Consider the following 24147-nt stretch of genomic DNA (forward strand, 5'->3'; position numbering starts at 1 on the left):
TACTCCATCAACTATTAACTAGATATTGTCTTGGCCCGGTTTAATAAAACCGTGCATAAAAATTCTCATCATCAAATCCACCCGTTGCCGGGTGCTTTGAGTAATCGCTGTGTGCTGGCTCAATAAGACAGCGCCATGCACTAACTGGCCACTAATGTCCATCAGCTCCGACGCCGTTACTTCATCGTTTGGATAGACCCGCAGGATATCTTCAAACAAGGCTCGCCACTCATCGCGTGAGCGTTCCAGACGGGTAAAGTAGAGGCTACGTTCCTGATCACGAAAGTAGAGACGCTCTTCGATAAAGAGCTCAATAATATTGTTGTTCTGCTCGAAGAAGCCAATATAGGCGAGCCAGGTGGCTCTTAGCTTCTCCAGCGGATCCTGCTCGCTCTCACGGGCACGCACAACGGTCGCTCGCAACTCGTCAAGGTGCATATCAAGCGTGGCTTTGAACAACTCTTCTTTGGATTTAAAATTACGGTACAGGGTGCCTTTGCCGACACCGGCTTTGTCAGCAACCGTCTGCGTATCGGTCGACTGAAAACCATGCTCAGCAAAAAGTTCGGAGGCAGCTGCCACAATATCGTGGCGGCGCTCTTCTGCACTTTTCTGTGGACGTTTAAGTTTCGCTTTCTCGGTAGTCATCAACAGTAACCATAAATTTCAAGGCGGACCAGCCAGTCCGCGCTATTTTAGTCAGCAAAAACTGACTGTCAATCCAGTAACTACGCGAGTTTCAGAAAACTGGACCAACTAGTGAAGAAATTGATGGATACTGCAAGAAAAATAGAACGAACCAATCAGGTTAGCGAGGTGATTTTACAGCCAAGCAATACTCGCCCATTGTCGGTTTCATCGACTCTGAGTATCTCAGCTTTAGCATCCAGAGGTTTAACGTTGACGCCTTCAATCAGTACTTCTATTGATTCACCCACTGCAATCGGCTTCTCTACTTCCAACGAAAGGCCGGTTGCGCTCAGGTCACGGCAAATCGCTTTTACTTTATGCATCTCATCGTTGTCCGCATAAATCACCATTGCTTCAGCGTTGATCGCCATTCGATGGAAGTTACGTTGATCTTGATATCGCATAGAAACCTCATTTGTCAGGAAAACATCTGCAAGTGCTTGAGTATAGGCTAGTAAATATCTAGAGTAAGATCAGTTATTGGTACAAGCAAGGGCATATTATGAGCAACGAAACTATTTTCGATAAAATCATCAATCGCGAAATCCCCGCTACCATTGTCTATGAGGACGATATAGCACTTGCCTTTGAGGACATTAACCCGCAGGCGCCGACTCATTTATTGATTATTCCGAAGCGCCGCATCGCCACCAGCAATGATATTCAGCAGGATGACCGGGAAACCGTTGGCCACCTGTTCTGGGTAGCCGGGGAAATTGCACGGCAACAAGGTTTTGCCGAGGAGGGTTACCGCACAGTTATGAATTGCAATGAGAACGGCGGCCAAACCGTTTACCATATCCATGTGCACCTGCTGGCTGGTAAAGCGTTTGGCTGGCCGCCCTATCAGGACCGTAAAAAGCAGGCCTGATTAATTTAGTTCATTGGACCGTCAAGGATCCGCGCCAGGTACCATTTGCCGCCTTCGCGCACCATCAGCACGTCGCGAATGGTCTCCACCCGGCGTGAACCGGAAACGCCACCCAGACTGACCTGAACGCGAGCGGTGTTGGCTTGTTCATTGAACAAGGTAACACCCTGGCGGTCAGCATTGACTTCTACTTCGTCAAAATCCATGTTGTAAAGATAACGTCCTACCGAGGCTACTGAGCCATAACGCATGATCAGTTGCCGATGCTCTTCCGTAGCCAGCTTTGCCGCCGCTTCGATATCGCGTTCATTGTAAAGTAATTCAAAGTAATCAATGGCTCGTTCGTGCGCCTCTGGCTCCTGAATTTTCTGTTCCCAGCAGCCAGTCAGTAGTAATGCCCCCATGACTGTCAGCGCTGCCGCCCATGTGTTGCGTAGCTTCATAATGCTCTCTCTTTTTATTGCTCGGTTTTGTCCCCAAGCGCGACGCCTTCACGACGCGGATCAGCACCTCCGAGCAGGTACCCTTGACCACGGGTTATTCCATGCACACCACTGTTCAAATCACGCATGTCCAGCGGATGGCCACGGCTTTCAAATTCATCCTGCCACGAGCCAGGCACGACTTCCAGCTCTATTGCAGTGCGACCGTTTAAATTGGTCACATTCGGCAGCTCAATTGCACTTTGCATATCCAGTTCAAAGTCGATCAGGCCGATCAGTGTTTTCCCCACGTAGTTGATAATTCTGGGTCCGCCCGGCGAGCCCAGCACGTGTTCCACGTCACCCTGCGGGTTAAAGGTAATCACCGGGGTCATTGAACTACGCGGCCTTTTACCCGGTTCAACCCGGTTCGCCACCAGGCCTTGCCCATTTTCAGGCTGCCGCGCGAAGTCCGTCAGCTGGTTATTGAGCAGAAAGCCACCGACCATCACCGCCGAACCAAAGCCCATTTCGATACTACTGGTCATTGACAAGGCATTGCCTTCGGCATCGATGATGCTGATGTGGCTGGTACTCGGTTGTTCATAGCTAATTCCAGCGCTGTACTCCTGGCTAAAGGACTCGGGCGCTCCGGGTTCAGCATGGCCCATGTCCTGCTCGCCAATCAGCGTAGCGCGCTGTCGCAGATACTCAGGGTCAAGCATTGCAGCGACCGGGACATTGCTAAAATCAGGATCGGCCAGATAGTGATCGCGATCGGCAAAGGCAAGCCGTGATGCCTGAGTAAACAGATGCCAGGGCTCCGCATCGCTGACCTGATACTGACTAAAATCAAAATCCTCAAGCATGTTCAGTGTTTGCAATAAGGTAACGCCACCTGAACTTGGTGGTCCCATGCTGCATATGTCGCGTTGACGGTATTCACTGCACACAGGTTCACGCCATTGGGTGGAGTAACTGGCCATGTCCTCCACGCTTAACTGCCCCGGCTCAACCGCTGCATTGTTAACCGCTGCGACAATGGATTCGGCTAACTCTCCCTGATAGAACCCTTGTGCTCCCTGCTCCGCAATAACGCGTAAACTGGCCGCTAATTGAGGATTGTATTTAGTGTCGCCAGCGTGCAACGGCTCTCCATCAGGAAAGAAATAGTCACGGGCAGTTGGCAGACGACGAACACCAGGGTTAATTTCCAGTTCGACCAGCCGTGCCAGCCGCGGTGACACAACGAAGCCCTGCTCTGCTTGCTCAATACTGGCACTGAAAAGTTGCTTCCACTCAAGCTGGCCCCAGCGTTGATGGGCATCTTCAAGTCCTTGTACCAGGCCAGGCACGCCCACCGAGCGACCGCCGACGACCGCGTCTATCCAACTGACCGGCTCGCCACTGTCATCGAGAAACAGTTCAGCGTCCGCCGCCATCGGCGCCGTTTCCCTGGCATCCAGGCTATACAGGCGTTTTTCTTTGGCATCCCAGTACAGAATAAATGCACCGCCGCCGATCCCCGAGGACTGCGGTTCAACCAGCGTCAGCATGCTTTGCACCGCGACCGCCGCATCAATGGCACTACCGCCTTGCGCCAGAATGTCACGTCCTGCCTCGGCAGCATATGGGTTGGCTGCTGCCACCATATAGTTCGAGCTTTGGACCAGCTGATGCTCTTGAGTACCAGTGGCCGCTTCAGGTTCGTAGGCTTCATACTGAGTCGTTGTCGGGCTACAGGCGATCACCAGTGTGCTGCTAATCGCCAGCACCAGGGTTGTCATCGGGCGCATAATCTTCCTTTTGAGAATTGTCATCAAAGCAGGCTACAATCAGCCTCAATTGAGCATACCAAAGTCAACCAAGGAAAACATATGCTTTCAGCCAGGCCCGGTGCAAACCTTGTGCAAAGCCATGCTGCCTGGGCAGTGCCGTTGCTGTTGATTGTCGGCATGCTGTACCTGCAGCAATGGTCTGCTGCACTAGATCTCCTCGACTACGCACCTGAGCGACTGAGCAGCGACCCCTGGCGCTGGTGGAGCGCCCACTTTGTCCATCTCAATGCGACTCATCTGGTGGCTAACCTGCTGGCCTTCACCGCAGTCTGTCTGATCTTTGCTCCCTGGCTACGCGGCTTTATGCTTCTTGGCGTCGTCCTGGTAAGCGCGACCTGTGCATCCTTGGTGCCCTGGCTGGCTAACCAGGACCTTCATTTTGCCGGCTTCTCCGGTGTGCTGCACGGATTACTCCTGTATGGCTGTGTTCGCGTTGCTCGGGAGCATTGGCTTGGCTTTGCCATGCTGGCGTTACTCGCCGCCAAATTACTCGCGGAACTCTGCCTTGGCTACTTCAGCGGCAGCCAGCTTGCCATTGCCTGGCTGGGCAGCCCGACCGCCTATCTAGCCCATCTCGGTGGTGCCCTCGGCGGCGGTTTATCCCTCCTGGCCTTGCTTGCTGGCACTCGTAAAACGTAGCGACAAAAAAACGCGCCCAAAGGCGCGTTTTTTAACCGGGATTTTGTAGCAGGTATCCCTTACTTCAGGTTGCTTTCAAACAGCTTATGAATTCGCCGGTATTGGTTCAGCCAGCTACTTGGCTGTACAAAGCCATGCGGCTCAACCGGGAAAATAGCCGTTTCAAAGTTTTCCTTTTCCAGCTCAATCAAACGTTGCACAAGGCGTACCGAGTCCTGGAAGAAAACATTGTCGTCAACCATCGGCGCGTTAATCAGCATCGGCGTATTCTCATACTGTTCGGCAAAGTAAATCGGCGAACTACGACGGTACGCAATCATGTCGTCCTGCGGTAGGTTAAGAATATTGGACGTGTAACCCGTATTGTAGTGAGCCCAGTCCGTTACCGGACGCAATGCAGCCCCAGCCTGAAACAGATCAGGTTCTTTAAACAGCGACATGAACGTCAGGAAGCCACCGTACGAACCACCATAGGTTCCCACACGCGACGTATCCACGTTGACCTGATCACCCATCCAGCTCACTACATCGACCAAATCTTCAACTTCCGGGGTCCCCATCTGACGGTAAACCGCCGTCCGCCAGTCACGGCCATAGCCTTTCGAGCCACGGAAATCTAAATCCAGTACCACATAACCTTGCTGGGTCAGCATGTTATGGAACATGAATTCGCGACTGTAGTTTGACCAGCCCGAATGCGCATTCTGCAGGTAACCCGCACCGTGAATAAAGACCACTGCCGGGTACCCTTCAGCCTGGTTTGGATCGAAATCATCTGGCAAATACACCCGCGAGTAAATCGGCTCGTCCACGTGACTGGATGGCACAGCAACGATGTCACCCTTCTTCCACGGGATCGAATTAAATTCATCGCTGACCGTGTGAGTCAGACGCTCAGCGTTCGACGCACCCAGCTCCTGCAGATACAGCTCATGGGGCTGCACCGCAGTGGAATGCGTTATCAACAACTGGCTTTCGTCCGGGCTCAGGGCGAAGGTATTAATACCGCCCAGGTCGGTTAACTGCTCGATGTCACCGCTGCTGATAGCAACCCGATAAACTTCATACACCCCAGGGTGTGGCTGGTTCGCCGTGTAGTAGAGGTAGTCACCATCCTGACCGGACACCACATTATTAACTACATACTGACCCTGAGTTAACTGACGGCTGCGACCACTGTCCAGGTTACGCACATAGAGGTGGCCATAGCCGTCCTCTTCCGAGCCATACCACAACGCGTTTTGTCCCGGTACCCAGTCGAAATCATTGTAGTCACGGTTGATCCAGGCCTCATCATGCAAACGGTGCTGGCTTACCAGACGCGCATCGTCAAAGTTTACGGTCGCAATCCAGCGGTCTTTGTTGTCCCAGGCGCGCAGCATAACCGCCACCTGACTGCCATCATGGTTCCAGTTTATATTACCCTGTGGTGCAGACCAGGCAGCCATCAGGTTAATCGCCCGCGGCTTGCGCTCGCTGCGGTAAGTCTCACCGCGTGCCGCATAATTCTCTTCACGCACCGACGCCAGTACATCCTCATCAAAGCCCGGCAGGCTATCAAAGCCTAACGCCTGTTTTTCACCGGAATCCAGGTCGAGCACATACATTTGGTGCTCAACCGGCTTAGCATCAGCCACCCGACGACGCACATCCTGGTTCTCAATACGCCCAGTTTCAGTGACGTATCGCGGCATCAGATCGCCGTCCGCACGCCAGCTTTGTGGTTCCGTAATCACCACAATCGCCTTATCACCAGCCGGCGACAGGCTCAGGTCAACCAGCTCCATGCCCTCACCCATGTAAAATGGCTGTGGTGCCAACGTTGAATTCTGTGCAGCCAGCTGTTGTTGATGTTCAAAACGCTCCGTCCGTTGACGGCGCTGGATCTGGTTGTACTCCATCAGATCGATTTCTTCTTCGGCAATCAAATCCGCAGGCTCCTGAGTGGCCTCAGGTTCGTCACTAAACGCCAGCGTCAACAAAGTTTGGCGGCGTCCACTGGCTGGTTCAATCGCAACCAACCGATTCTCAACGCGATAGCTTAAACGACCATCATGCAAAAATTGCAGCGCCGTTTTGCTTTGTGCGTCACCCGTCAGCTGACTTAGCTCACCGCTGCGCAGGTCGCGCACAAATATATTATTTTCAAATACATAGGCATGCATACTCTGGTCGTCATTCACCACCGCATCACGGTGCGCATAGCCGTGTAATTGCGCCAGCGCCACCCGCTCACCGTTGCCATCCGCAGTCAGGTCGCGAACATAGAGGTCGCGCATCGGCGAACCCTGACGTTTACGCTCAAACAAAATCTGCGAGCCATCATAGGACCAGTAAGCAGACTCAGGTGAACGTGCCACCCAGTCCTGATCAGCCATAATACGCTCCAGAGTCAGCGTGCTCGTTTCGTTGCGCGGTCCCGTTTGCTGTGCCTGCGCCTGATATTCAGTGGCCGCTCGTTCCGTCGGCTGAGCTGAACTTTGATCCGTGCTGGCACAGGAAACAGTCATCAGGGTCGCCGCGACCGCAATGGCTAATTTTGTTTTTAAATGAGTTACTTGCATGGATTGCTTGATCCTTCCAGTTAGTCGTGAGCCTATTAAAACAAAAGCGCCCGCCAATGGCGAGCGCTGCTGCGTTGAGTCGCAGGTTAGGCTGGTTAAAGCACAGCGTCGGGCTGTTGATCAGGCTGCGCTTTCTGAAATGCGTCAATCTGCTGCAAGTTTTCATAAACCTGCAACAGCCGTGGATACGGCGACAAATCAATCTTAAATCGCAGTGCGTTGTACACCTGCGGCACCAGACACACATCTGCCAGGCTCACTTCATCACCCACGCAACATGCACCCGCATGTTTCTCCAGACGCTTTTCAAATGCCGCAAACGCCGACGACACCCAATGCTCGATCCAGGCCTGACGGCCCTCATCACCGGCATTCAACGTGCCACTAACATACTGCAGTACCCGTAAATTGGTAATCGGCTGCAAATCACACGCCATATCCAACGCCAGCATGCGCACAATCGCCGCCTCTTTCGGGTCCTCCGGCACCAGCAACGGCCCCGCCTTGCTGTCCAGATACTCAATAATCGCCAGCGACTGATTAAGCTCCAGCTCACCATCAACCAGCGTCGGCACCAGCTTAGCCGGATTCAGCTTCGCATAGTCGGCACTTTTCTGCTCGCCGCCATCTTTAACCAGATGCACCGGCTTGTAGTCAAACGCCAACTGCTTCAGGTGCAACGCAATCCGCACCCGATAACTAGCCGACGAACGCCAATACCCATAAAGTTCCATAAAACCTCCTAGTTGCGCACTCGGCGCGAACGGGCGTCGCAGTTGGACATTGAGGAAAAGGCTGGCTTCCGTGGGCGCCGGCAGACTCGTTGCTGGGGACGCCGTAAATACATCCCTGTAGGCTCGGCTCGCGCATCCATGCGCTCAACGCCCCAACAACGAGTCCTGCCGTCTCCCACACGCCAGCCTGTCACTGTCCTGTTTATCTTGCCCGAACTTGTCAACAATCCACGCAAGCGCTCTCAAGGCTGATCGCGATGCTTGCAGCATGCAGGATTGGCGCGTGGCGGATGGCATGTTTCCCTGGCGGGGTGTCGGCAGCATGGATGCTGCCGTCAAGCCTACAGGGATGTATTCACGGCGTCCCCTCCAGGGAATATGCCAGCCGCCACAGAAGCCAATCCCTGCATGCTCCCCCGATGCGCGGTTATTCAGGCCCGTCGTAGCGGACGACTTTTTGTTCGATGGAGCCGAAGATGCTTTGGCCGCTGGCGTCGAGCATTTCCATGTGAATGGTGTCGCCGTATTTCATGAAGCCTGTGGCTGGTTTGCCATCGCGGATGGTTTCAATCATGCGCACTTCGGCAATGCAGCTGTAGCCGACGCCGCCTTCTGAAATGGCGCTGCCATGATCGGTGCCCTGCTTGTTAGATACAGTGCCTGAACCGATGATTGAACCGGCCGCTAATGGGCGACTTTTCGCTGCGTGTTCTACCAGGCGCGAAAAGTTAAAGGTCATATCAACGCCGGCGTTCGGTTCACCGAACAATTCACCGTTGTAGGTTGAACGCAGTGGCAAGTGCAGTTTGCTCTCTTTCCATGCATCCGCTAACTCATCCGGGGTTACCGCGACCGGTGAAAATGCTGACGAGGGTTTGGACTGGAAGAAGCCAAAGCCTTTTGCCAGTTCGCCTGGGATCAGGCCACGCAGCGAGACGTCGTTCACCAGCATCACCAAGCGAATGTATTTCTCGGCGTTGTCGGCTTTAACCGCCATTGGTACGTCACCGGTAACAATTGCGATTTCGCCTTCAAAATCGATGCCCCACTCATCCGATGGCATCTCGATATTATCACGCGGGCCTAAAAACGAGTCAGAACCGCCCTGATACATAAGCGGGTCTTCCCAGAAGCTTTCTGGCATTTCTGCATTACGTGCCCGACGCACCAGTTCCACATGGTTTACATACGCACTGCCGTCGGCCCATTGGTAGGCGCGTGGCAACGGTGACTCACACTCGTCCTGATGAAAGGCGATGTCGTCACTGAATTTGCCGTTGTTCAGCGCCATGTAGCTTTCACGCAGTTTTTGTTCAACGTCATCCCAGTGATCCAGCGCGTACTGCATCGTCGGTGCGATTTCCGGCACCATCACCGCCCGTTTCAGATCTTTACTGACAACGACCAGTTGACCATCGCGACTGCCATTTCTATAGGTTGCTAACTTCATAAACTATTTTTTCTCCTGCCAGCTGTACACATAGTCTGGATTCTCCACCCCATCAGCGGCCTGGCCGGCTGACAATGAATCACGGGTGTCCAGCATTACAGCGACTTCGTCAGTGAATTTTTTCTTGTGCTCACGCCCTGCCTGAAAGGCTTTCGGGTGTGGGCCATGGGTAAAGCCCGCTGGGTGAAAGGTTACCATACCGCGATCAATATTATCGCGGCTGAAGAAATCCCCAGCGTGATAGAACAAGACTTCATCATAGTCGTCATTGTTGTGATAGAAAGGTACTTTGAGCGCGCCGGGGTCGCTTTCGATCGGCCGCGGTACAAAGGTACAGACCACAAAACGGTCGGCGACAAAGGTGGTATGCGCCGATGGTGGTAAATGATAGCGATGGCTCATCAGCGGCCGGATATCACGCCAGTTAACACGCACCGGCGCTAAATCACCATGCCAGCCAACGGCATCCAGTGGGTTGTAGGGGAAGGTCACGACGGACACTTCACCATGGCGTTTCACTTCCACCTGCCATTCGTCTTCGCTGTACTGTGCTTTAAAAGCCTCGTTGATTTCCGGTACATCCAGTACCGCCGGATCAAAGATCGCATGGTTACCGACTAAGCCTTTATCGGGCAGCTGATAGGCACTGTTGGTGGCCTCAATCATCAGAATCCGCATTTGTTCATTCGGCACCAGACGCCAGTTGGTAGACCGTGGAATGACCACGTAATCCCCATCGCGCAGACTCATGTGGCCATAGTCACAAAATAGTTCAGCACTGCCGTCATGAATAAACAACAGATCATCACCGTCGGCATTACGCGCGAGCTTTTTCATCGGCTCGCTGATATCCCACAGGCGGAACTTACAATGCGCATTGTGCAGCAAGGTTGGCACCGCCCAGGGTGACGCCGGGTTGATGTCTTTGAGCTGGTTAAAGTCAAACAGGCGCGGACGCAACGGGCCTTGCCAGTCGCTCCACCCGGTTGGTGCATGTTGGTGATGAAAGTGGGTGGCGGGACCGAAGAAGCCACTACGGCCCGCTTCCCGCTCATATATCGCTTCCTCAGGGAAGTCTGCATGCGCCTGGCGCGATGCAGTCCCCTGTTTTTGAGGAAATGAAATCCACTTACGCATCGCTTAACACTCCACGACGGATTTGATCTTCTTCAATCGATTCAAACAGTGCTTTGAAGTTACCTTCACCAAAGCCTTCGTTGCCTTTACGCTGGATGATTTCAAAGAACACCGGACCAATCACCGTCTTAGTAAAGATCTGTAACAGGATACCGTCTTTCATTGGCGCGCCATCGATCAGGATACGCAGATCACGCAAGTCATCGAGGTTTTCGCTATGGCCTTCTACGCGCTCGTTGACTTTGTCATAGTACGTATCTGGCGTGCTCATGAATTCCATGCCCTTGTCACGCAGGCTGCGCACCGTGTTATAGATATCGTCTGTGCTCAGAGCGATATGCTGAATGCCTTCGCCTTTGTATTCGCGCAGGTATTCTTCAATCTGTGATTTATCGTCATGTGATTCGTTGATTGGGATGCGGATCTTACCGCACGGCGAGGTCATGGCGCGGCTCAGCAAGCCAGTCAGCTTACCTTCGATATCAAAGTAACGCACTTCACGGAAGTTACCGATACGCTCGTAGAAACCAGCCCATACGTCCATGTTGCCACGGAACACGTTGTGGGTCAGGTGATCGACGTAGTCCATACCGGCACTGTTTTTGTCCATTTCAGCTTCCCAGTTGTCATAGAACTGGAAGTCGACGTCATAAATGCTTTTGCCGTCTTTATAACGGTCAACAAAATACAGTGCACTTTCGCCGATGCCATAGACTGCCGGAATATTCAGCTCCATTGCGCCGACATCCGGGCGGAACTCTTTCGCCCCATTGGCCAGTGCATGCTTCATCGCAACGTTGGCGTCAGCAACGCGGAATGCCATACCACAGACACTTGGTCCGTGTTCGCGGGCGAATTCTTCGGCCTGTGATGACGGTTGTGCATTAACGATAAAGTTGACGTCATTTTGCTTGTACAGCCAGACATCTTTACGACGGTGCTTGGCGACCTCGGTAAAGCCGAACAAGGTGAACAGCTCTTTTAAATCGTTAATGCCCTTAGGATCAGCTGCGGTGTATTCAACGAATTCAAATCCGTCAGTGCCTAATGGATTAATAGTCTTGTCGCTCATGGGGAAACCTCTTTGTTGTCGCATATCAGTTGTGCGGACTGGCCTTAGCCAAGCCGTTTTTAATTCGAATAGTCAGCCTAGTTGTATCTTCTGTAGGTAGGAAGTGCCAGTACTCAGGAGGTACTACCAGACGCGTAAAAAACAGGCTAACTGGATAGATATGTTTACATACGAGGAGAGTAGCCTGTAATCAGGGGTAGTGTACGGATTAGTTTACACTACCCCTTGAAGGCTGTTCTGAAATCTTTACAGGTCAGCTTTTACGTTGTTTGCCAATTCCGTACTCGCGCAGTTTATTAGCGATGGCGGTATGGCTTAAGCCCAGTTTTCGTGCCAGCTGGCGGGTACTGGGGTAATTCGGATAAAGGCGTCGCAAGAGGCTGGCTTCAAAGGTTTTAACCGCCTCTTCCAGTGAGGTCTGCTCAAGATCGATATCAATCCCTGAAGCCAGGGGCGGTGCTTCCGGCAACTGAATGTCACTGGCCTCAAGCTGCTCCCCTTCAAGCATGGATACAGCGCGAAACAGAGTATTCTCCAACTGACGAATATTGCCCGGCCAGCTGTACTGATTAAGCAGGTTACGCGCCCCGCTGCTAAGACCGACTAAGGGTCTCCCCAGACGCTGACAGGCCTGTTGCAGAAAGTGCCCGGCGAGTAGCAGAATATCACCACGGCGTTCACGCAATGGCGGCAGCATCAGGTTCAGCACATTCAGACGATAATACAGGTCTTCACGAAAATCACCGGACTCAACACGGTCAATTAAAGCGCCACGCGCTGAGCAAATAACCCGCACGTCGACAGTCACTTCAGCTTCTTCGCCAATCCGGCGAAAGGTACCATCCTGTATAAAACGCAACAGTTTTGCCTGCAACTCACGCGACATATCAGCGACCGAATCGAGCAATACGACACCACCTGCCGCCTGCTCGAAAATACCTTTTTTTCCGTCCGGATGGTTATCAAAAATACTGGCACCGTACCCAAATAGTTCGCTTTCTGCCACGTTGTCAGGCAAAGCACCACAGTTCACCGCCAAAAAGGGCTTATCGCCACGCCGACTGGCTTTATGGCAGGCCCGAGCGAGGAGTTCTTTACCGACCCCGGTTTCACCTTCAATCAATAACGGAACATCCAGACTGGCCATGCGTTCTGCATCTTTGAGCACTTTGCGCATCCCCGTGTGCTGGGTCAGGATCCCAGCGAAGGCGGCAGCGGTCGGGCTACTCAGTGACGGCACTGCAATTGGTTCAGACTGACAATGAATCACAGCACCAGCAAAAATGGGTTCACCTTCATCATCGGTAAGCCAGATCGGGAATAGATTGGCATAGTAGCTGGAGCGACCACATTTAACCTGCGCGTTATCGGCCTCGGTCGGTTTGCGTTCGAGCCAGCGTTGAATAGAAAAGCCGCCAAGCCAGTCATCCACCAACTCGCCTTTCAACGCGTTCTTATCCGTGGTCAGTAAGGCTGCACCGGCTGCATTGATAACGTCAATGTGCCCTTTTGCGTCGACCGAAATAACCGGGTTGGGCAAGGTGCTTAGCAACAGATTGAATTCGTAGTGCTCTCGCTCTGAAGGCATGTACGAGGTGGTTTTTACGTCTTCGACGTTGGGAATACGGCGGATCTTAGGCATCAATGCCTGGAAATCAGCAAACTCCATCGCTGGAAAATTAAGGAAAATCTTACCGATGGGGTCGACTTCAATGCCCCGCAAATCGATTTCATTTTCTCGCAAAATGGCAAGGACTTCCTGGCATAAGCCAAGACGGTCCTGGCAGGTAATCTCTAAACGCATAGGTTCTCAGCGCGGCTAAAAAGTGTAAAAAAAATTATACAGGGGCAGCAACAAAAAAGCAGCAACTGTCGACCGACAGATTGCTGCTTGCGATAAATGTAGAAAGGCGGAGTTAACTATCCAGCTTTTCCAGTAAGGCGTCGGTTTTCGCTGCCATAATAAAGTCGTTGCGGTGCAGCCCTTTGATAGCATGGGTCCACCAGGTCACGGTCAGCTTACCCCACTCCAGGGTCAGGGTCGGATGGTGAAATTCATCTTCGGCCATCTGCGCCACCAGCTCATGAAATGCCCAGGCTTTCTTAAAGTTCTTAAACTTATAAGCTCGCTCAAGTTGCATCACACCGTCGCGGCTGACTGGCGCCCATTCCGGGATTTCGCGCATGAGTTCTTTCAGCTCCTGGTCAGACACTGCGGGAGCATCAGCCTGACAGGCTTCACAGGTTTGGTTCTTTAAATCGCTCATTGGTAGTCCTGTTGTTTAAATAAATAGTTTACTTGTTTACGCGGCGTCATTTTTTTCTTTCGGCGGAAACTTCGGCTCGTACAAGCCCAGTTCCATCGCTTCATGGACCATACTCATGATGTCCATATCGGCTATTTTAAACAGCTCATCGACGGACTCAATGGTGTAATACAACGGCTGCATAATATCAATTCGGTATGGCGTGCGCAGCGCATCCAGCACCGTTAGCGGGTGACGCTCAGGGGTGTCACTGTTAACTGAGTAATCGGTTTCGCCAGGCGAGGAAAGAATACCGCCGCCATAAATACGCAGGCCATCTTTCGTTTTCAGCAAACCGAACTCAACTGTAAACCAGTATAGCCGGGCCAGATAAACCCGCTCTTTCGGCGTCGCCGCGTAACCCAGCTTACCGTACATATGCGTAAATTCGGCAAACGCAGGGTTAGTTAGCAGCGGACAGTGACCGAAGATCTCATGGAATATATCCGGCTCCTGCAGGTAATCAAATTCTTCACGGGTACGAATAAACGTCGCAACCGGGAACTGCTTATTCGCCAGCAAACGGAAGAATTCGTCAAACGGGATCAACGCCGGTACCTGCGCTACTTGCCAGCCAGTGGTTTCACCCAGCACTTTATTGATTTCACCCAGCTGAGGAATACGGTCACGGGGAAAATCAATTAAGCGCAGACCTTCCATATACTCATCACAGGCTTTACCGGGCATGAGTTTCAGCTGGCGTTCCACCAGGTCACGCCAAACGGCATTTTCCTCGTCACTCCAGTGAATGATGCCCTGCTCGTCAGGTTCACGGGATACATACTGAGTTTGCTTCTTAGCCATGTTGCACCTTGTTGTCTGTTGTTGCTGACAGTCGCGTGCTGTCGCTGTACTTAGAACTCACGTTAGCCGAGTCTGCTGCACCCTGGCAAACTGCACTCGCCGGAGTGCTGTAAACTTAAAGTTCCATTAATCGGTATTCACCGCCGTGTTTTCAGCGCTGTTTTTCAGCGAAGTAAAGGCCTGACGCAAATCCGTAATAATATCGTCTGCGTGCTCTAAGCCGACTGACAGCCTCACCAGGCCATCACCGATACCTGCGGCAGCGCGGGCTTCCGGCGTTAGCGGCGAATGCGTCATCGATGCGGGGTGCTGAATAAGGCTCTCGGCGTCGCCCAGGCTAACCGCTAATTTGATCATGCTGAGTTGGTCAAGCAGCCGGGTCGCGGCGCGAAAGCCACCAGTCATATCAAAGGCGATGACCGCACCAGCGGCTTTCATCTGGGTCTGCAGCAAGTCACTCTCATGACTTTGCTCATCCTGGTTAACCCCCGGGAAATACAACCGGCTAATCATCCCGGCCTGCTGCATTTCCTGCAGAAAGGCCACCACTGCCAGCGCATTTTCGCAATGCCGCTGCATTCGCACGGGCAAGGTTTTCAGGCCGCGCAAAATCAGCCAGGCATCATGCGGCGACATAGTCGCGCCCATGTCTTTTAAGGTGGTGAACTTAATCAGCTCAATGTCTTCGCTACGCCCGGTAACCAGTCCGGCAACCACATCACCATGGCCATTGAGGTACTTAGTCGCGCTGTGCACGACCAGATCTGCGCCGAACTCACCTGGTCGCTGTAGGAGCGGGGTCATAAAGGTATTGTCGACCACCAGACGGGCCTTGTGCTGATGTGCAAGCTTGCTGACCGCGGCAATATCGACCAGCTTTAGATGCGGATTGGCAGGGGTTTCCAGAAACACCAGTTGGGTGTTGTCACGAAAGGCCGCTTTGGTTTGCTCCAGATCGCTCATATCGACAAAGCTGACGTCGACACCGAAACGACGAAACAAATGGTCAAACAAAGCAAAACTGCAGCCGTAGATAGCGTCCGAGGCCACCACATGGTCACCTTGCTGCAAAAAAGCCATCATCGTCGCGGCGACTGCGCCCATACCTGTCGCTGCCGCAGCACCCGCCTGCATGCCTTCCAGCTCAGCAATACGCTGCTCCAGCTGGTTGACAGTGGGGTTGCCTAAACGGGAATAGATATAACCCGCTTCTTCACCGGCAAACCGCTGACCACCCTGGTGGGTACTATCAAAAACAAAGGTCGAAGTCTGATACAGCGGCGCCACTAACGCACCATGTGGATCCTGCGGCGCATCGCCACCATGAATTGCGATGGTATCGGCGTGCCAGCCAGCGGTCGGTTTATGCATATCTTAGAAGCCATAGTTATAGTTATTTGCGGCTAGAGTATGCAGACATAAAAAATGGCGCAATATGCGCCATCTTCTCGGACCAGTTACCTATGTAACGTTTTTTTGCCAATCAGGTTACAAGCGGTTGATCTCCTGCCGAACCTTGTATTCACTCGAGGTTACATAGCTTTCCATGGCACGTACACTTTGTTCCATGGTCGCAAAACGACCCGCAATATCTTTAATCGCTTCTTTAGGCACCTCACCGGCTTCCCATACCCGGGTCTTTACTTCTATTGAACGGCCATCTTCGGTGCGCTCAACCGTGGTTGTTTCTCGCACCACACGTGGCTCACCGCTGGCAGACTTTGGGCCCTGATCAAGCACCACCCAGGCAATAATGTACCCCAACACAATAAATTTCGTCAGCAACAAGGCGGACGTCACGGCCACGATGCGAACCACCCAGACTTCCCAGCCGAAATAGCGCGCTATACCTGCACAGACGCCGCCTAACTTGCCGCGTTGAACATCGCGGTAAAATCGTTTCTTTTCATCACTCATGCTCCACCTCCCTGATGCTTATGGCGCCAGCTAGGGTGCTCCGCATCAAGAATAGACTCCAGCGTCTGAATACGGTCCTGCAAACGTTCTGCGGTCCGCGCCAGATCCTGCAACGACTGCCGCTCATCATCATTCAGCCCGGCATTGATTTTATTGCGGCTGCGGTAATGCAGTATCAACCAGATGGGAGCCACGAAAATCATAAAAATAATAACTGGGGCCGCCATGATGGCTACTAATCCTTCCATTGTCTCAATCCTCACCTGAGAGTAGATCGGCTGGCCTTGCGATGCTTCTCAGCATGGCCTGACCACCTCTCTTGTGCATTGCTTACGCGTCGTTGCTCTGTTTACCTTTCGCTTCGTTCACCTTCGCCTTCAGAGCAGCCAGTTCATCCTCAACTTTAGCGTCGTTTTCTAACGCTTTGAATTCATCAGCGAGCGTTTTCTTACCCAGGTCATAGGCATCAACCTGCGCCTCGATACCATCAATTTTAGCTTCATAGCGGTCAAATTTCTGCAGTGCTTCATCCACTTTGCCACTGTCCAGCTTGCTCTTCACCGATAACCGCGAAGACACGGTACGCTGGCGCATCAGAATCGACTTCTGGCGAGCTTTGGCGTCTGACAGCTTTTCCTGCAACTGGCCAATCTCTTCACTTAGACGGTCAACATGCTCATCGACCCGGTCGATTTCGCGCTGCACACTGTCCATGGTTTCCTGTAACTTCTTTTTCTCTAACAAAGCTGAACGTGCTAAATCTTCCCGATCTTTGGACAATGCCAGTTCCGCTTTGCTCTGCCAGTCCTGAGCTTCCCGCTCGATCTGTCCCAGATGGCGTGCCAGTTCTTTCTTCTCGGCCAGGGTTCGGGCCGAATTTGAACGAACTTCAACCAGAGTGTCTTCCATTTCCTGGATAATCAGACGCACCATTTTTTGCGGATCTTCAGCTTTATCCAACAGGGAGTTCAAATTAGCGTTTACGATGTCTGTAAAGCGTGAAAAAATACTCATGACCTTTACCTCTGTTTCTCAGTGTATGCTTCCAGTGAAGAACATTCAGGAATTGAGCCAACTTGTGAATTATTTATAATACGTTGAAAATAAAAGATTTTAAATAATAGGCTGAGTAGGTCATTGACTGCTACATTAACTAAAACAACTAAAAGTTAGTCAAAAACACTAACCTTAAGGTAGATCATGAGTCCCCGACGCAACGACAATCTGATTGGTCAGGCGAATAGTTTTCTCGAAGTTCTCGATCGTGTTTCCCAGGCGGCTCCGCTCGGCAAACCGGTATTAATCATTGGAGAACGCGGTACTGGTAAAGAGTTGATTGCAGCGCGACTACACTATTTGTCCCAGCGCTGGGACCAGACCTATATCAAACTCAACTGCGCGGCATTGAACGAAACGCTGCTTGAAACCGAACTTTTTGGCCATGAATCCGGCGCCTTTACCGGTGCCAGCAAACGTCATGAAGGTCGCTTTGAACGTGCCAATGGCGGGTCGCTTTTTCTTGACGAACTGGCTACGACATCGTCGCTGGTCCAGGAAAAGCTGCTGCGGGTCATTGAATATGGTGAATTTGAACGGGTCGGTGGCAGTAAAACGATTAAAACCGATGTCCGTCTGATTGCTGCCACCAATGAAGACTTACCGACGCTGGCGGAACGTAATGAATTCCGCGCCGATCTGCTCGACCGACTGGCGTTTGATGTTATTACCCTGCCCCCGCTACGCGAGCGTCGCGAGGACATCATGGTATTAGCAGAGCACTTCGCGATTCAGATGGCGCGGGAACTTGATCTGGAGCTGTTCAGTGGCTTCACCAGCAAAGCTAAGCAGCATCTGCTTGATTACCATTGGCCGGGCAACGTGCGTGAGCTTAAAAATGTCGTCGAACGCAGTGTCTATCGACTGAATAACGCCCATTTACCAGTCAGTGAAATCGTCACTGACCCGTTTGAAAGTCCCTACAGACCAGGCACACGCCCGCCTAAAACGGGCTCATTGAGCCGTCAGGCCAGCCATATTGTTGAGCAGGATGCAAATGCGACAAGTTCTGCGGAGACCCCGTCGCCACGAATGAATGGCAACGGCGCAGACGAGCATTTTGTGCTGCCTGATTTAAACGACAATTGCGACTTTAAACAGCTCACCCAGGACTTTGAAATCAAAATGCTACGTTGTGCACTGGAAAAAGCGCAGTTTAATCAGAAGAAAACAGCAGAAAAGCTTGGGCTGACCTATCATCAGCTGCGTGGTTACCTTAAAAAATATGCGCTGCTGGATGCTCAAAGTGAATAAACAGACCCCATTCGACCACGCCATAAGAGCCGTCAGCATCCTGTTATCGGCGCTGACAGCGATAGCTTGCAGCCCATCGCCGGAGAATGACCCGCAAATGCTCAGCGAGGGGCTACTCTACTGCGCTGAAGGTAACCCCGAGTCGTTTAACCCGCAGTTGGTGACCTCGGGGACGACCCTCGATATGACCGCCAATCTGCTCTATGACCGTTTAATTGAATACAGTGACGAAGCGAAAGAATATGTCCCTGCACTGGCCGAATCCTGGCAGATCAACGAGGACGGCACCGAATACAGCTTCACCCTGCGCGAAGGGGTCGAATTTCATCAGACCCGCTATTTCACTCCCACCCGGCCGCTGACGGCGACCGACGTTCAGTTTAGTTTTGAACGCTGGCTCAATACCGATCACCCATTCCATTTGATTTCAATGACCGGGTATCCGTTTTTTTCTGCAGTGGGCCTGGATCGCCTTATTCAACGCATAGAAGTGAAGGACGATCATAATTTCACTATCCACCTGCACGAACCTGACAGCTCCTTCATTGCCAATTTGGCCACCGACTTTGCAGTCATTTTATCCGCCGAATATGGCGAGCAACTGATCGCAGAAGACAATCGCGTGGCGCTGGATAACCTTCCGGTCGGCACCGGTCCTTTTAAATTCCAGCATTTTCGCAAAGACGTCAGTCTGAGTTATCGACGCCATCCGGACTACTGGCAAGGAGCGGCGAAATCAGAACGCGTGGTTTTCCGCATCATCCCCAGCGACCACAAACGCATTCTGATGCTGCTGACCAAAGACTGCGATATCGTGCCGTATCCACCGGCACGTGATTTAGATAACCTCGATGCGCGCGACGACATAAATCTATACTCAACGGTTAGTCCAAACACCGCATTCTGGGCCTTTAACACCCAAAAGCCACCATTTGACGATGTCAGGGTACGGCAGGCGCTTATTCATGCAATTGACCGCGAATCCATTGTCAAAGCAGTCTATTTCGGCCATGCGGCGCTGGCTCAGAGTATTTTACCCAACACCTCCTGGGCTCATTTTAGTGATGAAGAGGCCTATACCTATGACCCGGTCGCGGCGCGTGAACTGCTTGCCGACGCGGGCTACCCGAATGGGTTCTCAATGAACATCTGGGCCTTGCCAGTGCAACGTGCTTACAACCCGAATGCGCGCAAAATGGCAGAGCTGATGCAGTCCGATCTGGCGAACATTGGTGTTCAGGTCAATATTGTCAGCTACGAATGGAGTACCTTCCGTCGCCGCCTGGCTGACGGCGACCATGATTCGGTATTAATTGGCTGGTCAGGCGATAACCCGGATCCGGATAATTTCTTTCGCCCACTGTTAAGTTGTGCCGCCGTTCAGTCGGGTAGTAACCGCGCTCGTTGGTGCGAACCGCGCTTTGACCGCCTGGTAATGAGTGCCATTCGTACCGCCGACCGCGACGAGCGTCTTGCCTTTTATCGCGAAGCACAGGAGCTGCTCAATAATCAGGTCCCATTAATGCCTATTGTGCACTCGATGCGTTATAAGGCGACCCAGCCCTATATCGAGGGCATGCATCTTGAACCCTATGGGGGCACCCGCCTGCTGAATACGCATAAGGGGCAACCATGACAAGGTACTTGCTGCGTCAACTTAGCCTGTTACTGGTGACCTTATTTTTGCTTACCGTGCTGTCTTTCAGCCTGGGTTACTGGTTTCCCGGCGATGCGCTGGTTAACTTAAGCGGTGTTCAGACCCTCGACTCGGCGCTCTATCAGCAGGTCGCCAGCAGCCGTGGCTTTGACAGCAATATTCTGGTCCAGTATTTCCGTTACCTCAGTCATTTGCTGCAAGGCGACTGGGGCGTGTCGCTGCAGGACGGAACACCAGTATGGAATGAGGTCAAAGCACGCTTCCCGGCGACCATGGAACTGGCTGTACTGGCCAGTATTCTGGCGCTGATGCTTGGCATTCCGATGGGCATTATCAGTGCCCTCAATCTGGGCCGCTGGCCGGATCGTTTTTTAATGGGCCTTAGCTTGTCAGCCTACTCGATTCCCGTGTTCTGGCTCGCTCAGCTGTTTATTCTGGTCTTCGCCGTCAATTTGCAGTGGTTTCCGATAGCCGGTCAGATCAACCCGCTTTACAACATCGAACCCGTGACTGGCTCCATTGTTCTGGATTTGGCGCGTGCTGATCATCCGGCGAAATCGGCTGCGCTGGTTGACGTACTGCGTCATCTGCTACTCCCATTGCTGGTTCTCGCGGTCATGCCTGCAACCCTGTTAGCTCGCCTTACCCGGGCCGCCATGCATGATGTCCTGCGGCGCAATTACATTAAATCGGCACGAGCCAAAGGACTTACCGCCTCACAGGTGATCTTTAAGCATGCGGTACCTAATACCATGCAGTCAGTTACCCGTGACCTGGGTGTTATTTTTAGTTTTCTGATTACCAATACCATGATCACCGAAGTGATTTTTTCCTGGCCAGGCCTTGGCAGCTGGTTAATACGCAGTATTTACGAACGCGACTATCCGGTAATGCAAGCGGGCCTGTTAACCCTGGCAGCACTCATTTTGCTGGTCAACGTATTGCTCAACCTGCTCCACGCCTGGCGATACCCTCAAATAAGGCAGGAACTCTATGCCAACGCCTAAGCTGTATTACGAAGAACGGACACCATCGCCGCTGGAGCAGGTTTGGGTCCAGTTCCGGCACAATATGTGGGCTATGATTGCGCTTCATATTCTCGGCGCGATCGTCCTGTTTACACTGTTTGCCCCGGTGCTGGCGCCCTATTCACCCAACACCCAGTTTACCGATGCGCTGTCGATGCCGCCGGCCTGGACCGAAGAAGGGACCATCCGCTTTCTGTTAGGCACTGATGAGCTCGGCCGCGATATGTTATCGCGCCTTTTATACGGCGCCCGGCTTAGCTTTGGGCTGCCGTTTCTGGTGGTATTGGCGGCCGCGGCCATCGGCATTCCGTTGGGTGCGCTGGCGGCGATGAGTGTGGGTGTCAAAAGCTCAACCCTGAAGCATCTGCTCGACGTGCTGTTAAGCATTCCCTCGTTACTGCTGGCGCTGATTATTGTGGCCATTCTGGGGCCAGGGCTGGACAACGCCTTGCTCGCTATCTGGCTGGTACTGATTCCGCAGTTTTTGCATGCCACGCGCAACGCCGTGCATGACCAGCGCCATCGTGAATACGTTATTGCCTCGCGCTTAAATGGCGTCAGTCAGTGGTACCTGCTGAGCGTGGTTATCTTTCCAAACACGGTCAAGGTGCTGGTAGTACAGCTGACCATGGCGTTATCTACGGCGATTCTTGATATTGCGGCGCTCGGCTTTCTTGGCCTTGGTGCACAGTCACCCGCACCTGAATGGGGTAGCATGCTGGCGAAGTCAGTCGAGGTTGCCTATAGCTCGCCATGGGTGATGGCGTTACCTGGGTTTGCATTGTTTATGACCCTGGTCAGTGTCAATGTAGTCGGTGACAGTCTGAAATCGGCGATCGATGAAAGGATAAAACGCTAATGTTGCTCGATGTGCGAAACCTGACCATCACCGGTGATAGCGATCACGGCCCTATCGATGTGATTGACCGGGTCAGTTTTAGTGTTGCTGAAGGCGAAGTGCATAGCCTGGTCGGTGAATCGGGCTCGGGTAAAAGCCTGATTGCCAGTGCCATTATGGGCTTTCTTGATCCGCGATGGACCGTTCGCGCTGACCGCCTCTGGTTTGACGGTAAAGACCTTCTGAGCATGCCTGCTGCCGAACGACGCCGCATTATCGGCGTCGATATCGCCATGATATTTCAGGATCCGCGCAGCTACCTGGACCCCAACGACACCGTCGAAGCGCAACTGGGCGAAGCCATTCTCGACAGCGATCTGTCCAGCAAACACTGGTGGAGCCGGCGCAAAGAACGTCACAAGAAGGTGATTAAACTGCTTCATCGGGTTGGAATTAAAGAGCATCAGGCGGTAATGGAAAGTTTTCCATTTGAACTGTCTGAAGGCGCGGCGCAAAAAATCATGATCGCATCCGCCATCGCCCACCGTCCGCGGCTGTTAATTGCCGATGAGCCCACGACCGCGATGGAGCCGTCAACCCGGCAGCAAATTTATCGACTGCTTGGGCGGTTCCATGCCAGTCATAAAATGTCGATCCTGCTGATGTCTCAGGATATGGGCACCATTATGCCCGAGAGCGAGCGACTGACATTGCTCTATAGTGGCCAGATCATGGAATCCGGTCCGGCTCAGGCTTTGTTGAAAGAACCCTTTCATCCGTACACCGAGGCACTAACCTCGACCTCGCTGTACCAACAGAGTCGCTGTGAACCAAAAACACATCTACCAACGCTGACCGGGGCGTCTCCACCGATGCAGCATTTACCGATCGGATGCCGGCTCGGCCCACGATGCCCGAACGCCCGGCGTAAATGCGTGACCACTCCGCAAACACGCAAGTTGCGTTCGCATTTTTACGCCTGTCACTATCCATTAAATAGCGCAGCTAAGGTACAAGGCAATGACTAGTCTGCTCCGCGTTGAGAACCTCAATAAAGCGTACCTGCACAAAGGGCGCTGGTGGGCGCCCAAACGGATTCGTGCGCTCAATAATGTGTCGTTTGACCTCGAAAGTGGTCAAACGCTGGCCATTATGGGCGAAACCGGCTCTGGTAAAAGTAGCCTGGCAAAAATAATTGCCGGTGCAGAACGCCCCAGCAGCGGCACCGTGTACCTGCGCGGGAAGCCGCTCAAAGCGCAGGACTATCGCTTTCGCTGTCGCCATATCCGGATGGTGTTTCAGGACACCGATGCATCGCTCAATCCGCATCTGACGATTGGTCGACAGCTGGAAGAACCCCTGCTTTTTAACACGCATTTAAGCAGTGAACAGCGCCGCGAAACTGTTTCCGAAGCCCTTCTTAAGGTCGGTTTGCTTCCTGAGCACGCGGTTTTCCACTCCCACATGATGTCGACCGGACAAAAGCAACGCGCCTGCATTGCCCGTGCTATCATGCTTAATCCCGATGTCATTGTAGCCGATGAAGCCCTGGCAGCACTGGACTCCTCCATTCGGGCCCAGATTATTAACTTATTACTCGATCTGCAGCGTGATATGAAAATGTCCTATGTGTTTGTTTCGCACAGTCCGGAGATTATTCGCCACATCGCCGACAAAGTAATGATTATGCGTCATGGTGAGATTGTGACCTATGAAGATACCGCCAGTGTGTTTAACAAGCCGGTAGACGGTTATACCGAAAGCCTGTTGCAACAAACCTACACGCTCAGCTAATTAGTGTCAGCTTGATGCTTAGTAAAGATTTTGTTAGCGTAATCCGCTTTCAGTAAGCGCTGCATTTAAACGATGC

The 24147-nt window shown here is 52.6% G+C and carries 24 protein-coding genes; 8 read left to right on the forward strand and 16 right to left on the reverse strand.

Going from position 1 to position 24147, the window contains the following annotated elements; translation table 11 throughout:
- Nucleotides 1-18: 18 nt before the first annotated feature.
- Together CWE12_RS02685 and CWE12_RS02690 are read right to left on the reverse strand one after the other, a co-directional pair.
- Complete coding sequence (locus CWE12_RS02685) at nt 19-648, reverse strand: TetR/AcrR family transcriptional regulator (protein WP_126788123.1); 630 nt, start codon at nt 646-648, stop codon at nt 19-21.
- A gap of 155 nt (nt 649-803) precedes the next feature.
- Nucleotides 804-1094 carry a PilZ domain-containing protein gene (locus CWE12_RS02690; protein WP_126788124.1) on the reverse strand — a complete coding sequence of 97 codons (291 nt, stop codon included), beginning with the start codon at nt 1092-1094 and terminating at the stop codon, nt 804-806.
- A 98-nt stretch (nt 1095-1192) separates the two neighbouring features.
- Between CWE12_RS02690 and CWE12_RS02695 the strand changes: the two genes are divergently transcribed.
- A complete protein-coding gene (locus CWE12_RS02695) occupies nt 1193-1561 on the forward strand; it encodes a histidine triad nucleotide-binding protein (RefSeq protein WP_126788125.1) in 369 nt (122 codons plus the stop codon).
- A 5-nt stretch (nt 1562-1566) separates the two neighbouring features.
- Here CWE12_RS02695 and CWE12_RS02700 read toward each other — a convergent pair whose 3' ends face one another.
- Together CWE12_RS02700 and ggt are read right to left on the reverse strand one after the other, a co-directional pair.
- Complete coding sequence (locus CWE12_RS02700; protein ID WP_126788126.1) at nt 1567-2004, reverse strand: hypothetical protein; 438 nt, start codon at nt 2002-2004, stop codon at nt 1567-1569.
- Nucleotides 2005-2018: 14 nt separating this feature from the next.
- Nucleotides 2019-3779, reverse strand: a complete 1761-nt coding sequence (gene ggt / locus CWE12_RS02705) for a gamma-glutamyltransferase (RefSeq protein ID WP_241984117.1) — start codon at nt 3777-3779, stop codon at nt 2019-2021.
- 81 nt (nt 3780-3860) lie between these two features.
- Between ggt and rrtA the strand changes: the two genes are divergently transcribed.
- Complete coding sequence (gene rrtA, locus CWE12_RS02710) at nt 3861-4460, forward strand: rhombosortase (RefSeq protein WP_157981912.1); 600 nt, start codon at nt 3861-3863, stop codon at nt 4458-4460.
- A gap of 59 nt (nt 4461-4519) precedes the next feature.
- Here rrtA and CWE12_RS02715 read toward each other — a convergent pair whose 3' ends face one another.
- From CWE12_RS02715 to pspA, 12 genes are all read right to left on the reverse strand, one after another.
- A complete protein-coding gene (locus CWE12_RS02715; protein ID WP_126788128.1) occupies nt 4520-7024 on the reverse strand; it encodes a S9 family peptidase in 2505 nt (834 codons plus the stop codon).
- Between the two features lie 95 nt (nt 7025-7119).
- Nucleotides 7120-7758, reverse strand: coding sequence for a maleylacetoacetate isomerase (gene maiA / locus CWE12_RS02720; protein ID WP_126788129.1), 639 nt, complete (start codon nt 7756-7758; stop codon nt 7120-7122).
- A 427-nt stretch (nt 7759-8185) separates the two neighbouring features.
- On the reverse strand, nt 8186-9208 hold the full coding sequence (locus CWE12_RS02725) for a fumarylacetoacetate hydrolase family protein (RefSeq protein WP_126788130.1): 1023 nt from the start codon (nt 9206-9208) through the stop codon (nt 8186-8188).
- Nucleotides 9209-9211: 3 nt separating this feature from the next.
- Nucleotides 9212-10345 carry a homogentisate 1,2-dioxygenase gene (locus CWE12_RS02730; RefSeq protein WP_126788131.1) on the reverse strand — a complete coding sequence of 378 codons (1134 nt, stop codon included), beginning with the start codon at nt 10343-10345 and terminating at the stop codon, nt 9212-9214.
- Nucleotides 10338-11417, reverse strand: coding sequence for a 4-hydroxyphenylpyruvate dioxygenase (gene hppD, locus CWE12_RS02735; RefSeq protein ID WP_126788132.1), 1080 nt, complete (start codon nt 11415-11417; stop codon nt 10338-10340). The genes CWE12_RS02730 and hppD overlap by 8 nt, the downstream gene beginning before the upstream one ends.
- A 253-nt stretch (nt 11418-11670) precedes the next feature.
- Nucleotides 11671-13221, reverse strand: a complete 1551-nt coding sequence (gene tyrR, locus CWE12_RS02740) for a transcriptional regulator TyrR (protein WP_126788133.1) — start codon at nt 13219-13221, stop codon at nt 11671-11673.
- Between the two features lie 112 nt (nt 13222-13333).
- Nucleotides 13334-13684, reverse strand: a complete 351-nt coding sequence (locus CWE12_RS02745; RefSeq protein ID WP_126788134.1) for a 4a-hydroxytetrahydrobiopterin dehydratase — start codon at nt 13682-13684, stop codon at nt 13334-13336.
- A 36-nt stretch (nt 13685-13720) separates the two neighbouring features.
- The gene (gene phhA, locus CWE12_RS02750) at nt 13721-14527 is read right to left on the reverse strand and encodes a phenylalanine 4-monooxygenase (RefSeq protein WP_126788135.1); all 807 of its coding nucleotides are present in this window, start codon (nt 14525-14527) and stop codon (nt 13721-13723) included.
- Between the two features lie 126 nt (nt 14528-14653).
- The gene (locus tag CWE12_RS02755; protein WP_126788136.1) at nt 14654-15898 is read right to left on the reverse strand and encodes a trans-sulfuration enzyme family protein; all 1245 of its coding nucleotides are present in this window, start codon (nt 15896-15898) and stop codon (nt 14654-14656) included.
- Between the two features lie 117 nt (nt 15899-16015).
- Nucleotides 16016-16444, reverse strand: a complete 429-nt coding sequence (gene pspC / locus CWE12_RS02760; RefSeq protein WP_126788137.1) for an envelope stress response membrane protein PspC — start codon at nt 16442-16444, stop codon at nt 16016-16018.
- A complete protein-coding gene (pspB, locus tag CWE12_RS02765) occupies nt 16441-16692 on the reverse strand; it encodes an envelope stress response membrane protein PspB (protein ID WP_126788138.1) in 252 nt (83 codons plus the stop codon). Before pspB ends, pspC begins: the two co-directional genes overlap by 4 nt.
- A gap of 82 nt (nt 16693-16774) precedes the next feature.
- Nucleotides 16775-17458, reverse strand: coding sequence for a phage shock protein PspA (gene pspA / locus CWE12_RS02770; protein WP_126788139.1), 684 nt, complete (start codon nt 17456-17458; stop codon nt 16775-16777).
- Between the two features lie 186 nt (nt 17459-17644).
- On the opposite strand from pspA, the gene pspF reads away from it, so the two are divergent.
- The 6 genes from pspF to CWE12_RS02800 are packed head-to-tail and all read left to right on the forward strand — an operon-like array spanning nt 17645 to nt 24071.
- A complete protein-coding gene (gene pspF / locus CWE12_RS02775) occupies nt 17645-18754 on the forward strand; it encodes a phage shock protein operon transcriptional activator (RefSeq protein WP_126788140.1) in 1110 nt (369 codons plus the stop codon).
- Nucleotides 18747-20390 carry an ABC transporter substrate-binding protein gene (locus tag CWE12_RS02780; protein WP_241984118.1) on the forward strand — a complete coding sequence of 548 codons (1644 nt, stop codon included), beginning with the start codon at nt 18747-18749 and terminating at the stop codon, nt 20388-20390. Before pspF ends, CWE12_RS02780 begins: the two co-directional genes overlap by 8 nt.
- The gene (locus tag CWE12_RS02785) at nt 20387-21418 is read left to right on the forward strand and encodes an ABC transporter permease (RefSeq protein WP_126788142.1); all 1032 of its coding nucleotides are present in this window, start codon (nt 20387-20389) and stop codon (nt 21416-21418) included. Before CWE12_RS02780 ends, CWE12_RS02785 begins: the two co-directional genes overlap by 4 nt.
- Nucleotides 21405-22298 carry an ABC transporter permease subunit gene (locus tag CWE12_RS02790; RefSeq protein WP_126788143.1) on the forward strand — a complete coding sequence of 298 codons (894 nt, stop codon included), beginning with the start codon at nt 21405-21407 and terminating at the stop codon, nt 22296-22298. Before CWE12_RS02785 ends, CWE12_RS02790 begins: the two co-directional genes overlap by 14 nt.
- Nucleotides 22298-23305 (forward strand): oligopeptide/dipeptide ABC transporter ATP-binding protein, encoded by a 1008-nt coding sequence (locus CWE12_RS02795; RefSeq protein WP_126788144.1) that lies wholly within the window; start codon nt 22298-22300, stop codon nt 23303-23305. The genes CWE12_RS02790 and CWE12_RS02795 overlap by 1 nt, the downstream gene beginning before the upstream one ends.
- Complete coding sequence (locus CWE12_RS02800) at nt 23298-24071, forward strand: ATP-binding cassette domain-containing protein (protein WP_126788145.1); 774 nt, start codon at nt 23298-23300, stop codon at nt 24069-24071. The genes CWE12_RS02795 and CWE12_RS02800 overlap by 8 nt, the downstream gene beginning before the upstream one ends.
- Nucleotides 24072-24147 lie beyond the last annotated feature (76 nt).

Source organism: Aliidiomarina sedimenti (assembly GCF_003986955.1).
In the GTDB taxonomy this organism is placed as follows: Bacteria; Pseudomonadota; Gammaproteobacteria; order Enterobacterales; family Alteromonadaceae; genus Aliidiomarina; species Aliidiomarina sedimenti.

Coding starts and splice junctions, on each gene's coding strand:
- pspB (WP_126788138.1), bottom strand. CDS start 16,692: ATGGAAGGATTAGTAGCCATCATGGCGGCCCCAGTTATTATTTTTATG.
- tyrR (WP_126788133.1), bottom strand. CDS start 13,221: ATGCGTTTAGAGATTACCTGCCAGGACCGTCTTGGCTTATGCCAGGAA.
- CWE12_RS02730 (WP_126788131.1), bottom strand. CDS start 10,345: ATGCGTAAGTGGATTTCATTTCCTCAAAAACAGGGGACTGCATCGCGC.
- pspA (WP_126788139.1), bottom strand. CDS start 17,458: ATGAGTATTTTTTCACGCTTTACAGACATCGTAAACGCTAATTTGAAC.
- CWE12_RS02745 (WP_126788134.1), bottom strand. CDS start 13,684: ATGAGCGATTTAAAGAACCAAACCTGTGAAGCCTGTCAGGCTGATGCT.
- pspC (WP_126788137.1), bottom strand. CDS start 16,444: ATGAGTGATGAAAAGAAACGATTTTACCGCGATGTTCAACGCGGCAAG.
- pspF (WP_126788140.1), top strand. CDS start 17,645: ATGAGTCCCCGACGCAACGACAATCTGATTGGTCAGGCGAATAGTTTT.
- CWE12_RS02790 (WP_126788143.1), top strand. CDS start 21,405: ATGCCAACGCCTAAGCTGTATTACGAAGAACGGACACCATCGCCGCTG.
- ggt (WP_241984117.1), bottom strand. CDS start 3,779: ATGCGCCCGATGACAACCCTGGTGCTGGCGATTAGCAGCACACTGGTG.
- rrtA (WP_157981912.1), top strand. CDS start 3,861: ATGCTTTCAGCCAGGCCCGGTGCAAACCTTGTGCAAAGCCATGCTGCC.
- hppD (WP_126788132.1), bottom strand. CDS start 11,417: ATGAGCGACAAGACTATTAATCCATTAGGCACTGACGGATTTGAATTC.
- maiA (WP_126788129.1), bottom strand. CDS start 7,758: ATGGAACTTTATGGGTATTGGCGTTCGTCGGCTAGTTATCGGGTGCGG.
- CWE12_RS02685 (WP_126788123.1), bottom strand. CDS start 648: ATGACTACCGAGAAAGCGAAACTTAAACGTCCACAGAAAAGTGCAGAA.
- CWE12_RS02755 (WP_126788136.1), bottom strand. CDS start 15,898: ATGCATAAACCGACCGCTGGCTGGCACGCCGATACCATCGCAATTCAT.
- CWE12_RS02785 (WP_126788142.1), top strand. CDS start 20,387: ATGACAAGGTACTTGCTGCGTCAACTTAGCCTGTTACTGGTGACCTTA.
- CWE12_RS02700 (WP_126788126.1), bottom strand. CDS start 2,004: ATGAAGCTACGCAACACATGGGCGGCAGCGCTGACAGTCATGGGGGCA.
- CWE12_RS02800 (WP_126788145.1), top strand. CDS start 23,298: ATGACTAGTCTGCTCCGCGTTGAGAACCTCAATAAAGCGTACCTGCAC.
- CWE12_RS02695 (WP_126788125.1), top strand. CDS start 1,193: ATGAGCAACGAAACTATTTTCGATAAAATCATCAATCGCGAAATCCCC.
- CWE12_RS02690 (WP_126788124.1), bottom strand. CDS start 1,094: ATGCGATATCAAGATCAACGTAACTTCCATCGAATGGCGATCAACGCT.
- CWE12_RS02725 (WP_126788130.1), bottom strand. CDS start 9,208: ATGAAGTTAGCAACCTATAGAAATGGCAGTCGCGATGGTCAACTGGTC.
- phhA (WP_126788135.1), bottom strand. CDS start 14,527: ATGGCTAAGAAGCAAACTCAGTATGTATCCCGTGAACCTGACGAGCAG.
- CWE12_RS02795 (WP_126788144.1), top strand. CDS start 22,298: ATGTTGCTCGATGTGCGAAACCTGACCATCACCGGTGATAGCGATCAC.
- CWE12_RS02715 (WP_126788128.1), bottom strand. CDS start 7,024: ATGCAAGTAACTCATTTAAAAACAAAATTAGCCATTGCGGTCGCGGCG.